Origin of the sequence: Roseovarius sp. 10, assembly GCF_033100315.1 — a bacterium.
In the GTDB taxonomy this organism is placed as follows: Bacteria; Pseudomonadota; Alphaproteobacteria; order Rhodobacterales; family Rhodobacteraceae; genus M30B80.
Map to the genome: position 1 here is coordinate 111347 of NZ_JAWLVH010000002.1, position 13273 is coordinate 124619.

Here is a 13273-nt window from a genome sequence, read left to right on the forward strand (position 1 = left end):
AAGACACTAAGATACAATCATAACGCGATCTGTAAAGCGCCGCGATGCAGCATTACCCCTCGATGCGCGACAAATCGGCGACCTTGCCACAAGTTTCCACGATTTCATGCAGCAAGTTCAGACGATTGCGCCGCACTATTTCACTATCCGCATTGACCTGCACCTTTTCAAAGAAGGCATCAATCGGGCCGCGCAGCGCGGCCAAAGCGGCCATGGCGGTCGCAAAATCCTCAGAAGCTAGGGCGGGGTTGGCCGCGTCCCGCGCCGCGGCAAGGGCCGCGAAAAGCGCGCGTTCTTCCTCGGTTTCTGCAAATTTCATATCTGCACCAAACCGATATTCCACCCCATCCTTAGCCTCTGCTTGCGTCAGGATGTTGTTGGCACGGCGATAGCCTTGGATCAGATTTTCACCATCATCGGTCGACAGCACCGCCTGCACCGCGCGCGCCCGCGCCACGACCAAGGCCAAATCATCATTGCCCGCCATCGACAGGCAGGCATCAATCACATCATGGCGAATGCCCTCATCGCGCAAATGCACCTTGAGGCGGTCGTGGAAGAACGAAAGGAGGTCTGCGGCCGCAGCCTCAGGTGCATCAGACCCAAAACCCGCACCACGCGAAACGAAGGGGACGGATAGGTTCAAGCGCACACCATTGTCCAAGATCAGGCGGATCACCCCCAAGGCCGCTCGGCGCAGCGCGTAGGGGTCTTTGCTGCCTGTTGGTTTCTCATCAATCGCCCAGAAGCCCGTCAGCGTGTCGATCTTATCGGCCAAGGCCACGGCAACGGACAAAGGCGCGTTTGGCACATCATCTGACGGGCCAAGGGGTTGGTAATGTTCCTGCGCAACCGCTGCAATTTCAGGCGCACAGCCTGCCTCAGCGGCGTAATAGCGCCCCATCAGACCTTGCAATTCAGGGAATTCGTAGACCATCTCAGAGGACAAATCCGCTTTGGCGATTTTGGCCGCTTGGCGCGCCTGATCTGCGTCCGCCCCCACAATTGGCGCCAGCTCCGCCGCCAACTCCGCAATCCGTTCGATCCGCGCGGCCTGCGAACCAAGTTTCGCCTGAAAGGTCACATTCTCAAGGCTTTGCGTCCATTGGGTGATATCCGATTTGGCAACGCGCAAATCATTTTCCCAAAAGAATTTCGCATCTGACAAACGCGCAGAAAGCACCTTTTGATTGCCCGCCAAAATGGTCGCACCCTCATCTGCGGTGATGCGGTTGGCCACAGTCACAAAGCGCTCAATCCGCCCTGTTTTGGGGTTCTTCACAGAAAAGAATTTCTGATGCTCTTTCATCGAGGTCTGCAAAACCTCTGGTGGCAGGTTCAAGAAATCCGCGCCAATCTCGCCCATCAAAACAACGGGCCATTCCACAAGGCCCGCCACCTCGGCCAAAAGACCGCGATCTTCGACCAATTCCAACCCCGCGGCGAAGGCCATTTGACTGGCCTCGTGCCAAATGGCATCTGCGCGTTCATTAGCGCGCAAGATCACATGGGCACGTTTCAGCTTGGCTTCATAATCCTCAAAACTGCTGACAGCAAAGGCATCAGGGGCCATGAAGCGATGGCCGCGTGTTTTGTCACCCGCCACAATATCATCAACCTCGAAGGGCACAACGCCTGCGCCCGCCTCATCGGTCAAGAGGCATAGGATAGAATGCAAAGGCCGCACCCACCGCAAAGACCCTGCCCCCCAGCGCATGGATTTCGGCCATGGGAAATTGCGAATGACTGATGGCACCAATTCCGAAATAATATCCGCAGCGTCACGCCCCTGATGGGTGATACGGGCGACATAAATCTCGCCCTTTTTATCTTCGCGTGTCTCAAGCGCATCGCGTGACACGCCTGCGCCGCGCAAGAACCCTTCGATCGCGGCCTCTGGCGCATCCACGCGTGGGCCTTTGCGTTCTTCTGTTGTGGTTGGGGAATTGGCGCTCAGCCCGTCCACCACCAAACACAGGCGGCGGGGGGTCGCGAAACTAGCCGCGGACGCATAGGTCAGCCCCGCCTCAACCAGACCATTGGTGACAAGCGATTTCAAATCCTCGGCCGCTTTGGCTTGCATACGGGCAGGGATTTCTTCGGAAAACAGTTCCAGCAGAAGATCGGGCATAGATTTCGTCCTATTGCGGTCGCGTTAGATCCAATCAAGGTTGACGCGGGTGATCGGATAGGCCTCGCTCAGGCGTTCGCGCAAAGCGCGGAAACGGGGGCGAAGCTCTTTGAATTTATTTTCATGGGTTTCAGCCACGGTCAGGCGGATTTTGTCAAACAGGCCCGCCGCCTCCATCGCTTCGAGAAGGTCAAGCTCAGCGCCCTCGACATCCATTTTGACAAAGGCAATTTCGCCATGCTCTGCGATGAGATCACGCAAAAAGGCCGGGAAATCCAACAGGCGCACATCTATCGCGTGCCCCAGATCCTGATCAATCATCCGCCCGCCCTCCAAGACAGTGGATTTAACGGATGCACCTTTTGGGTTTTCGTCAAAATTGACAGCCCGCATCAATTGGATCGTGCCTTCGCGCGTGCCGAGTGCCGCTTCGTGAATGTTTACGTTTGGCGCATCGGCAAAGCGTTTCTTCAACATATCAATACAATAGGGGTCAGGATCAAATGCGTGGACATGGGCGCCTGACGCGGCAAGCTGTGCGGTCACATCCCCAACATTCGCCCCACAATCGCAGACCACATCACGCGGGGTCAGCATCGACACAACCCCCATCAACAGCCCATCCGCCTGCGTCTTGCGCGCATTACGGCGCGCGCGGCGGCGGAACCGATCAAACTCGGCTTGCAGCTGTTCAAGTTCGGTGAGGGTTTCGGTCATTGCATCCACTCAGGGACAGGGGGGCACCCTTCTGGCACAGGATCCCCGTTAAAGGCCGCTTCGCCGCACGGGTTGATCTGCCGCCAAGCATGGCCCTGCCCTACGTCATCCAAGGCAACCACGATATCGACCCCATAGACAAAATCGCGCGCGCCCAAATAGGCGGTTGCGCGTCCCGCCTCTAAGGCGGCACCAATCGCCTCGGCGTCAAAACATTGGAACCAAGATGGCGCGATCAAGGGCGTTGCCCCCTCGTAAGGTTCCGCTGCCGAAATCAGCGCCTCTTGGCCTGTCTCAAGATCAAAACAAGCGCGGAACCGAATGGGCGAGCTGTTGCTGTCAATGCCATCGAAGTTGGAAATAGCCAAAGACATGGGCGTGCCATCAACGCTGAGCGTGATCTGCCCGCGCGGATCATCGGGCATGACAGGGGCATAATAGGCGCGGGTCTGCGCATACCACATTCCCGCCCCTGCCGCCAAAGCGGACAGGGCAATCGCCGCCACCACAAAACGACCCACACGTTTATTGCTCATGCGTGCTGCCCCGCCTCAAATCCGCCCGCCTCAGTTTGCACGAAAGCGTCAGCGCAAAGTTTCGCCAATGCACGCACGCGACCGATGTAACCTTGCCGCTCCGTCACCGAAATGACCCCACGGGCATCCAACAGGTTGAACATGTGGCTTGCCTTGATGCATTGATCATAGGCAGGATGCGCCATGATGATCCGCTTGCCTGTTTTGGGATCAATATTTTCTGCGGCAAGGATGCGCTGGCATTCCGCTTCGGCCTCTTCGAACTGACGCAAAAGAATTTCTGTATTGGCCGTGTCAAAGTTAAAACGGGAATATTCTTCCTCGGTCTGACGGAACACATCCCCATATTTCAACGCAATCGGTGCATCTGGATCATTAAACGGCATCTCCATCACATGATCCACGCCCAGAACATACATCGCCAGACGCTCAAGACCATAGGTCAACTCGCCCGACACAGGGTGGCAATCATGCCCGCCCACCTGTTGGAAATAGGTGAATTGGCTGACCTCCATGCCATCACACCAAACTTCCCAACCAAGGCCCCAAGCGCCCAAAGTCGGACTTTCCCAGTCGTCTTCCACAAAGCGAATGTCATGCATCGCCATATCAATCCCAATGGCCTCGAGGCTACCAAGATAGAGATCTTGCAAATTGGGCGGGCTTGGTTTGATCAGCACCTGATACTGGTAATAATGCTGCAAGCGGTTAGGGTTCTCCCCATACCGGCCATCGGTGGGGCGGCGCGAGGGCTGCACATAAGCTGCCGCCCAAGGCCGCGAACCTAAGCTGCGCAAGGTTGTGGCAGGGTGAAAGGTTCCCGCCCCGACCTCCATGTCATAGGGCTGCATCACGGCACAGCCTTTCTGCGCCCAGTAGGTTTGAAGACGCAGGATGATCTCTTGGAAACTGCGGGGCTTTTCCATGCGCGACATTGATCGTTCCTTGGGCTTAACGAAAGTTGTCGTCCACATAGGACGCAGGATGCCGAGGGTCAATCACAGCTTATGAGCTGCGCGATGGGAAATTTAAGAAATTATTGATGAAAACGGGGTGCATCCCGTCCGTTTCGCGGATAACCTGAACAAAATCACCCTTAAGGTTACGGATTAGGGCAGTATGCAAAATCACGGGGTTCGGGCAGGTCAGACTGCGCGGTTGCGGGCGGCAATTGTGATCTCTTTGGCCATTCTATGCGCCGGTCTGATTGGCCATGCGCCACAGGCCCAAGCGCAGGCCCAAACAGATTTGGTTTGGGTGCAAATCGAAGCGCATCCTGATCTGGTTACGGCGCAATCGCGTCTGCGCGTCTATGAAAGCCGCAGCGCCACCATGGGGGTGGCAGGGTTCATGATGCGCACGGGCCTATATGCACTGGCCCTCGGCCCCTATCCGCGCGAGGTCGCACAGGAACGCCTGCGCGATCTAAGGGCCTCGGGTCAAATCCCTAGCGACAGCTATATGCAAACGCCGCAAAATTATACGCGCCAATTCTGGCCTATTGCGGCCCAAGCGACAGCACCGCAGGTGATCGCAATTGAACCTTTGCCCGAGATCGCGCCACAAGACGCGCCTGAAAAACCATCACAAACACCCGTGGAACCAAAAGCCGCCCCCGTAACCACGCCCCAAACAGATGCGCCACCGCGAGAAACCCTTGCCCAAGCGCGCGCAGGCGAAGCAGATCTTGATCCCGCCGCGCGCGATGATTTGCAGCGCGCGCTGCAATGGTTCGGTTTTTATGATGGGGCGATTGATGGGGTATTTGGCGCGGGCACGCGGGCGGCCATGGCGGCATGGCAGCGCAGGAATGACTGGCCCGAAACGGGGGTATTAACCACCGCCGAACGGTCAGATTTGATCGCGCAATGGCAAGCAGATTTGGGGGAACTTGGGCTAGAGCGGATCACGGACACCCGCGCGGGCATCGCAGCACTCTTGCCCATGGGATATGTGGAATTCGCGGCCTATGCCCCCCCTTTCGCGGTCTTTGCCCCGACAGATGCGCGCGGGGTCGAGGTCGTGCTGATCTCCGCCGAGGGGGATCAGGCGCGGCTGCAGTCTTTGTTCGAGATTGTAACGAATGCCGACATCATGCCCGAAGGGGGCTTGCGCGATATGCTGCGGGGCCGTTTTGATATTGCCGCCAGTGATGCAGCACGCTTTACCACAGGTTTTGCCCGCTTAGAGGGCGGCGCGATTAAGGGTTTAATCATCCGTGGCCCCGCTGCTGAATATACCCCCATCGCACGGCTGATGCCGCAGATTGAGGAAAATTTCTTGGCATTAGAGGGCGTGTTAGAGCGTGACACCGCACCAAGCGGCACATCACCCGCGCTGAATACATCGGAAACAGAGCCAAGCCCCCTTGCGCAACGCTCAGGCGTTTTTGTGACGGACACTGGCCATGTCCTAACCGATGCAAGCCTGCCGCAAACCTGCTCCAGCCTGCGCCTCAATGATGCGATTGCCGCGCGGGAGATTTACCGCGACAGCGCCCTTGGGATTGTGGTGATTGCGCCAGACACCCCGCTGACCCCACCAGATTTGGCTGAATTTACCGCAGCCTCGCGGATGGGATCGGCGCAATATATCGCTGGATTTGCCTATGAGGGCAGGCTTTCAGCGGCCACCTTGCGACCCTTGGAGGACGCAGGCCCCGCCTATCCAACCCCCTCGCAAACCGAGTTGGGCGGGCCCGTCCTTGATGCCACAGGCGGGCTTTTGGGGCTTTATCGCGGGGGGGCTGTCACGCCTGCTGCCGATATCACCACAACGCTTGCGGCGGCAGGGCTGCCTGCCCTGCCCCGTGTGGTCCGAGAGGAACCGCTGCGCGGCGAGAGCTTAGCGCGGCTTGCGCAGGCGATTACAGCAAAGGTGACCTGTCTTTCGCGTTAAGCGTGTAATTTGGCGGAAATCACCCCCAAATCGGAGACAAAATTCCTACGCCCCTTCCCCTTGCGGCGCGGCGCGATATGTTGCACCACCACAGGTGACGCATTTTAACTCCCCCGAGGTTTTACGATATGGCAGATGGCAGCTTGGCAATGGATGCAAAACCGACCGAAGAAATTTCGGTGCGGGATGTCTTTGGCATCGACAGTGATATGAAGGTTAAAGGCTTTGCTGACGCGACTGATCGTGTGCCTGAGATCGACTCGACCTATAAATTTGATCGCGACACGACATTGGCGATTTTGGCGGGGTTTTCTCATAATCGCCGCGTGATGATCCAAGGCTATCACGGCACAGGGAAATCGACCCATATCGAACAGGTCGCCGCCCGCCTGAACTGGCCCGCCGTGCGCGTGAACCTCGACAGCCATATTAGCCGTATTGACCTCATCGGCAAAGACGCCATCAAACTACGCGATGGTAAGCAGGTGACCGAATTCCACGAGGGTATCCTTCCTTGGGCTTTGCGCAATCCTGTCGCCATCGTATTTGACGAATATGATGCGGGCCGCGCTGATGTGATGTTCGTGATCCAGCGCGTGCTCGAGCATGATGGACAGCTCACCCTGCTTGATCAAAACGAGATCATTCAGCCGCATAAATATTTCCGTCTTTTCGCAACGGCAAACACAGTCGGTCTGGGCGACACCACAGGTCTTTATCACGGCACGCAGCAGATCAACCAAGCGCAGATGGACCGTTGGAGCCTAGTGGCGACCTTGAACTATCTCAGCCATGATGCCGAAGCCGCAATCGTTCTGTCAAAGGCCCCCCATTACAACACGGCAGAGGGGCGCAAAACGGTCAGCCAGATGGTCACAGTTGCAGATCTCACGCGCACGGCCTTTATGAACGGCGAATTGTCGACTGTGATGAGCCCGCGCACCGTCATCAATTGGGCGCAGAATGCCGAGATTTTCCGCGATACGGGCTATGCGTTCCGTTTGTCCTTCCTCAACAAATGTGACGAGCTCGAGCGCCAGACAGTGGCGGAGTTTTATCAGCGCTGCTTTGATGAAGAATTGCCAGAAAGTGCTGCAAGCGTCAGCCTTGGCTAAGGAAAGACCGACACCCAATGGGCAAGCCCACCGATAACCCAGCCGATCCGTTCAAAAAGGCGCTTGCCGATGCGACACGGGTTTTGGCCAATGACCCCGATCTTGGGGTCAGCTATTCGGTTGACCCGCCCGGCGCCAGCAATGACACGATCCGCCTGCCGCAAATCAGCCGCCGCATGAGCCGCGATGAGGTTCTGCTTGCGCGCGGCACGGCTGATGCGTTTGCACTGCGTCATCGCTTTCACAACCCCCGCATTGCCGCGAAATATGAACCCACGGGGCCTATTGCGCGCGATTTGATGACGGCGATTGAAACCGCACGTTGCGAAGCCATTGGTGCCCGCGTCATGCCTGGCACAGCTGGGAATATTGACGCAAAAATCGGCGCAGAGGCGCGGCGCAAGGCCTATGGTGAAATCACCGAGCGCAGCGATGCGCCGCTGTCGACCGCGGCGGGATATATGCTGCGCCAAATTGCAACAGGCCGCCCCCTGCCCCCTGAGGCGCAAAATATCGTAGAGCTGTGGCGCCCCTTTATTGAAGAACGCTGCGGCGAAAGCCTAGATGCCCTCAAAGGGTCACTGGACGATCAAGCCGCCTTTTCGCGCGTTGCACGGCAATTCATCTCTGATCTGGGATATGCTGACCAACTGGGCGATGACCCCGACCAATTGGACGACCAAGAGGACGAGGACAGCGCCGATCAAGATCAGGAGCAAGAAGAAACACCAGACAGCACAGGCGATAGCGAAAGTCAGGAAGATGACAGCGCCGATGCCGACCCAGAGCGTTCGCAAGAAGAACAGCAGGACGCCTCTCAGGCACAGGTGCAAATGGATGAGAACGGCGATGCCGAGGAGGGCGAGGAACAAGAGCTGCCCGATGGGGATGCGCCCGTTGAACCGCCCCAAGCGCCCCCTCATTCGGATGCTGATCCAGATTACACCGTATTCTCAACCGCCCATGACGAGGAAATTGCCGCCGAAGATTTGGCCGAAGCGCAAGAGCTTGAACGCCTGCGCGCCTATCTTGATCAGCAGTTGGAACCTTTGAAAGGCGCGGTCAGCCGCTTGGCAAATAAACTCCAGCGCCGCCTTCAGGCACAGCAAAACCGCTCGTGGGAGTTTGACCGCGAAGAAGGAATATTGGATGCAGGCCGCCTTGCGCGGGTTGTAGCAAATCCTACAACGCCTTTGTCCTTTAAGGTGGAAAAGGATACCGAATTCCGCGACACGGTGGTCACGCTTCTTTTGGACAATTCAGGCTCGATGCGCGGGCGGCCCATTTCCATCGCGGCAATCTGCGCCGATGTTCTGGCGCGCACGCTCGAGCGCTGCGATGTAAAGGTCGAAATCTTGGGCTTTACCACGCGGGCGTGGAAAGGTGGCCGCGCGCGCGAGGAATGGCTTGCACAAGGCCGCGCGCAGCAACCTGGTCGTCTGAATGATCTGCGCCACATCATCTATAAATCAGCCGATGCCCCATGGCGGCGGGTGCGCGACAATTTGGGCCTGATGATGAAAGAAGGCCTTTTGAAAGAAAACATCGATGGCGAGGCGCTGGAATGGGCGCATAAGCGGATGTTGGCCCGTACCGAAGCCCGCAAAATTTTGATGGTCATCTCGGATGGTGCGCCTGTCGATGACAGCACCTTATCCGTGAACCCCGCAAATTACCTCGAAAAGCACCTGCGCGATGTGATCAGCATGGTTGAACGCCGCCGTGCCGTTGAATTGCTGGCGATTGGGATTGGTCATGATGTAACCCGCTATTACGAGCGCGCCGTGACGATCACTGATGCCGAACAATTGGCAGGGGCAATCACCGAACAATTGGCGGCCCTCTTTGACAATGACCCACGGGCCCGCGCCCGCGTTATGGGACTGCGCAGCGGGGGCGCAAAATCAGGGTTATATCGGTTTGGATAAGCGGGCAGAGTTTCAAAGTTTTGATGCTGCCTCCCGCCCCGACCAAGGCGCCCCACGCGTGGCCGCTTTGCGTGATTGTTTCCCAAAACTTGGGGTCGATGGTGTTCTAGTGCCGCGCGCCGATGCCCATCAAGGCGAATATGTTGCGCCTTGTGATGCACGGCTTTTGTGGTTGAGCGGATTTTCAGGCTCGGCGGGGTTCTGTGCCGTTCTTAAAGATCAGGTTGGTATCTTTATTGATGGCCGTTACCGCCTGCAGGTGCGCGATGAGGTCGATTTGGACATCTTCACCCCTGTAGACTGGCCCAAAACCAAACTTGAAACATGGCTGCCCACAGCATTGCCGAAGGGCGGCGTGATCGGGTTTGATCCATGGCTGCACACAATGGCCGAGATTGATCGCTTGGCCGAGGCCGTTGCCGACCATCAGATCACCTTGCGCCCTCTTGCTGAAAACCCAATTGACGCGCTTTGGTCTGACCGCCCGCCGCCGCCTGATGGGAAGGCGAGCGCCTATCCGCTGCGCTATGCGGGCCGCAGCGCCGTTGAAAAATGTAGCGAAGTGGGGCTTGATCTCGCCGCCCAAGGCGTGAGCGCCGCTGTGCTCAGCCTGCCTGACTCCATCTGCTGGCTTTTAAACATTCGCGGCGCCGACCTGCCGCATCTTCCCGTGGTTCAGGCCTTCGCCATTCTCTCAAGCACAGGCAGCATCAGCGTATTTGCCGACCCTGCGAAATTCGCGGATGTTGATCTGCCCGATCGGGTGACGCTTTACCCGCTTGACCGCTTTGAGGAGCGGTTGCGCCAAGAGGCAAACTCTGGCCCCATCCGCCTTGATCCTAAGACAGCCCCCCATAAGCTGCGGATGATTTTGGCCGAGGCAGGGGCAGAAATTGACGAAGGCCCCGAGCCTTGCACCCTGCCCAAAGCGCGCAAACATCCCGCCGAGATTAACGCAACCCGTGCCGCACATCTGCGCGATGGGGCCGCCATGGTGCGGTTTTTGCATTGGTTTGATGACCGCGCCCTTCAAGGCGGGTTGACTGAAATTGAGTGCGTCTGTGCGCTTGAACGCTTTCGCCGCGAGACAGGCGCGCTGCAAGATATCAGTTTTGATACAATCGCAGGCGCAGGCGCACATGGCGCGATTGTGCATTATCGCGTGAGCGAGGCCACCAATGCGCCACTTGCGCCAAACACGCTGTTTTTGATCGACTCAGGCGGGCAATATCTTGATGGCACCACCGACATCACCCGCACCCTGCCCGTGGGGGATGTGGGGCCTGAGGAAAAACAGGCCTTTACCCAAGTGTTGCGCGGCATGATTGCGCTGTCGCGCGCGCGCTTCCCCAAAGGATTGGCAGGGCGGGATTTGGATGCTTTGGCCCGCGCGCCCCTCTGGGCCGCTGGACGCGATTATGACCACGGAACAGGTCACGGTGTCGGGGTCTATCTCAGCGTGCATGAGGCCCCACAACGGATCAGTCGCGCCTCGGATGTGCCCCTTGAGGTTGGGATGATTTTATCAAATGAGCCAGGCTTCTACAAAGAGGGGGCTTATGGGATCCGCATTGAAAACCTGATTGTCGTCCAAGAGGCCGCCCCAATTGCGGGGGGGGATGCACGGGCGATGTTGGAATTTGAAACTTTGACCCTTGCCCCCATTGATCGGCGCTTGGTGGTCAGTCATGACATGACGGCGGCGGATATCGCATGGCTGAACGAATATCACGCCCGCGTGGCCGAAGCCCTGATGCCGCTTGTGCCGCCTGAGACGCAAGCATGGCTGCGGCAGGCCACTGCGCCCATCGCGTAGTCTTTCCGTTACCTTCCCTAGCTATTCTCCGACCAAGCCTGTATGAGAGGCCCAAGAAGGAGATCTATTCATGACCAACACAATGTCGATTCGCCCTGCATCGGGGAAATATGTTGTGCGCGCAGGTGGCGCGATCGTAGCGGAGTCTGCTGCGGCATTGGAATTGAGCGAGGGCGATCTGCCCGCTGTGATCTACTTTCCGCGCGCAGATATCGCCATGGCGCTTTTGGAAAAGACCCAAAGCACCACCAAATGCCCCAAGAAGGGAATGGCCAGCTACTATGCCATTTCAACGGCATCAGGGCAGATTGATGATGCGGCGTGGTCTTATGAAGACCCAAAAACGGACGAAGCCCGAGCCATTAAGGGCCATATCGCTTTCTTTACCGACCGCGTCACAGTCGAGCGTATTTAACAGCGCGTCCGTCAGCTGTGCTCTTCAGCGGCAGTGTCCGCCATCGCACGGGTATAGGCTTTGAGCGCATCAATATGGAACACCGCCCCCTCTAGCGCGGGCGGGCCGTCCTGTGGATTTTCTTTGATCACGGGAATGTAATCCGCTTCGGTTTTTTCAAAAATCGGCATGATGGTTTCAAGCGTATCCTCAAGCGTCACGAACACCCCTTCCGCAACCTGCGCCAAGAGGGCATCAGCCGGCGCGGCACGCGGATCGGTCATGGGCCGCATGATCCGCCCTGCCCCCACCATGGCCAAAAGATAGGCCTGTGGCCCTGCCGCCAAATGGATGTTTCGCCGTTCAAGTTGGGTCAAAAAGAACGAGCGATCCACAAGGCGGCTGGCAAGCGCCGTGGAAAGGGACACGGAAACCATCACCGCAAGGCCCGTTTGCCAGTCGCCTGTCAGTTCAAACACGATCAACGTAGTTGAGATGGGCGCGCCCAAAACAGCGGCGGCAACCGCCCCCATCCCTGCCAAAGCGTAGAGCGTCACCGACCCTGACATTTCAGGCAGGATTGCGGTCGCGATCAAACCAAAGGCAAGCCCCGTCAGCGCGCCAATCATCAATGAGGGCGAAAACACCCCGCCCCCCATACGCCCCGCAACCGTGATTGCCACGGCAACCGTCTTGAGAATGGCGAAGATAATCGCCTCATGCAGCACCAATTGCCCCGTCAGAGCGGCGCTTGTGGTTTCATAGCCCACGCCAATGATATGGGGGAAGAAAATCGCCAAACCGCCCAGTAACGCCCCCGCAATCGCAGGGCGCAGGAATCGCGGCAAGCGTAAGAGATTTTGCACCCGAGTGCCTTGGTCATCGGCCCAAAAGGCCGCGCGGATAAACACCACCGCAACAAGCCCACAGATCAATCCCAACATAAGATAGGCGGGCAGTTCCGCGTAAAAGCCCAAGGCGCTTTCACGACCCAATGTGAACTCGGTCACATCGCCCAAGGTAAGGCGACTGATCACTGTGCCTGCCACACTGGCAATGACAATGGGCGCAAATGCATGCACCGCGAAATGGCGCAAGATCACCTCAAGCGCGAAAAGCGCCCCTGCAATCGGTGCATTGAACGAGGCGGAAACAGCCGCAGCCACCGCGCAGCCCAACAAATCCCGCCCCGTGATCCCATCGGCGCGAATAAGCGCGGAGATTTTACTAGAGATTACGGCAGCCAAATGCACCACAGGCCCCTCTCGACCCGTAGAGCCGCCTGAGCCAAGCGTGATCAAGGACGCCGCAGCCGAGGCAAGGCCCGCGCGGATCTCAACACGGCCTTCATTCAGCGCGGCCCCCTCAATCACATCCGCCACAGAGCGCACCCGCCCATCAGGCGTAAAGCGATGCAGGATCAGCCCCACCGAAAGCCCCCCTAAAATGGGGATCAGCAAAATCAGATACCACGGCAAACTTTCGGCGTAGCTGTGCAAATGACGGATATCTTCGGTGCCATAAAGCGTGGCTTGCAAGCGATCCACACCAAGGCGGAACAAAACCGCCGCACTGCCTGCTGCCCCCCCAAGCACAAGCGCGATAAACCAAAACTGAATTTGGCTTGGGCCTTTGCGGCGCAGGATAAACCATGCCTCCGACAACAAGGCGCGCTGCTGGCGCCATGTTGCTGCCAACATCGCCTTAAGGGGGTGTTGCCCAGATCGGGACGGGTCTT

10 protein-coding genes are annotated in these 13273 nt (G+C 57.8%); 5 read left to right on the forward strand and 5 right to left on the reverse strand.

Annotation, left to right across the window (positions count from 1 at the left end; translation table 11 throughout):
* Positions 1 to 52 precede the first annotated feature (52 nt).
* The 4 genes from glyS to RYZ18_RS07790 are packed head-to-tail and all read right to left on the reverse strand — an operon-like array spanning position 53 to position 4319.
* Positions 53 to 2131: a glycine--tRNA ligase subunit beta gene (gene glyS, locus RYZ18_RS07775; protein ID WP_317656003.1), complete on the reverse strand. Its 2079-nt coding sequence runs from the start codon at positions 2129 to 2131 to the stop codon at positions 53 to 55.
* A 24-nt stretch (positions 2132 to 2155) separates the two neighbouring features.
* On the reverse strand, positions 2156 to 2848 hold the full coding sequence (locus RYZ18_RS07780; protein ID WP_317656004.1) for an FkbM family methyltransferase: 693 nt from the start codon (positions 2846 to 2848) through the stop codon (positions 2156 to 2158).
* The gene (locus RYZ18_RS07785) at positions 2845 to 3384 is read right to left on the reverse strand and encodes a DUF6446 family protein (protein ID WP_317656005.1); all 540 of its coding nucleotides are present in this window, start codon (positions 3382 to 3384) and stop codon (positions 2845 to 2847) included. Before RYZ18_RS07785 ends, RYZ18_RS07780 begins: the two co-directional genes overlap by 4 nt.
* Positions 3381 to 4319: a glycine--tRNA ligase subunit alpha gene (locus RYZ18_RS07790; RefSeq protein WP_317656006.1), complete on the reverse strand. Its 939-nt coding sequence runs from the start codon at positions 4317 to 4319 to the stop codon at positions 3381 to 3383. Before RYZ18_RS07790 ends, RYZ18_RS07785 begins: the two co-directional genes overlap by 4 nt.
* 184 nt (positions 4320 to 4503) lie before the next feature.
* On the opposite strand from RYZ18_RS07790, the gene RYZ18_RS07795 reads away from it, so the two are divergent.
* The 5 genes from RYZ18_RS07795 to RYZ18_RS07815 all read left to right on the forward strand — a co-directional run bounded on the left by RYZ18_RS07795 (position 4504) and on the right by RYZ18_RS07815 (position 11556).
* Positions 4504 to 6282, forward strand: coding sequence for a peptidoglycan-binding domain-containing protein (locus RYZ18_RS07795; protein ID WP_317656007.1), 1779 nt, complete (start codon positions 4504 to 4506; stop codon positions 6280 to 6282).
* A gap of 128 nt (positions 6283 to 6410) precedes the next feature.
* Positions 6411 to 7397: a cobaltochelatase subunit CobS gene (cobS, locus tag RYZ18_RS07800; protein WP_317656008.1), complete on the forward strand. Its 987-nt coding sequence runs from the start codon at positions 6411 to 6413 to the stop codon at positions 7395 to 7397.
* Between the two features lie 17 nt (positions 7398 to 7414).
* Positions 7415 to 9325, forward strand: coding sequence for a cobaltochelatase subunit CobT (gene cobT / locus RYZ18_RS07805; protein WP_317656009.1), 1911 nt, complete (start codon positions 7415 to 7417; stop codon positions 9323 to 9325).
* The gene (locus tag RYZ18_RS07810; protein ID WP_317656010.1) at positions 9318 to 11141 is read left to right on the forward strand and encodes an aminopeptidase P family protein; all 1824 of its coding nucleotides are present in this window, start codon (positions 9318 to 9320) and stop codon (positions 11139 to 11141) included. The genes cobT and RYZ18_RS07810 overlap by 8 nt, the downstream gene beginning before the upstream one ends.
* Before the next feature lie 70 nt (positions 11142 to 11211).
* A complete protein-coding gene (locus RYZ18_RS07815; RefSeq protein WP_317656012.1) occupies positions 11212 to 11556 on the forward strand; it encodes a DUF427 domain-containing protein in 345 nt (114 codons plus the stop codon).
* Positions 11557 to 11567: 11 nt separating this feature from the next.
* Here RYZ18_RS07815 and RYZ18_RS07820 read toward each other — a convergent pair whose 3' ends face one another.
* Entirely contained in the window at positions 11568 to 13235 is a 1668-nt protein-coding gene (locus RYZ18_RS07820) for a chloride channel protein (protein WP_317656684.1), read from the reverse strand.
* Positions 13236 to 13273: the final 38 nt, after the last annotated feature.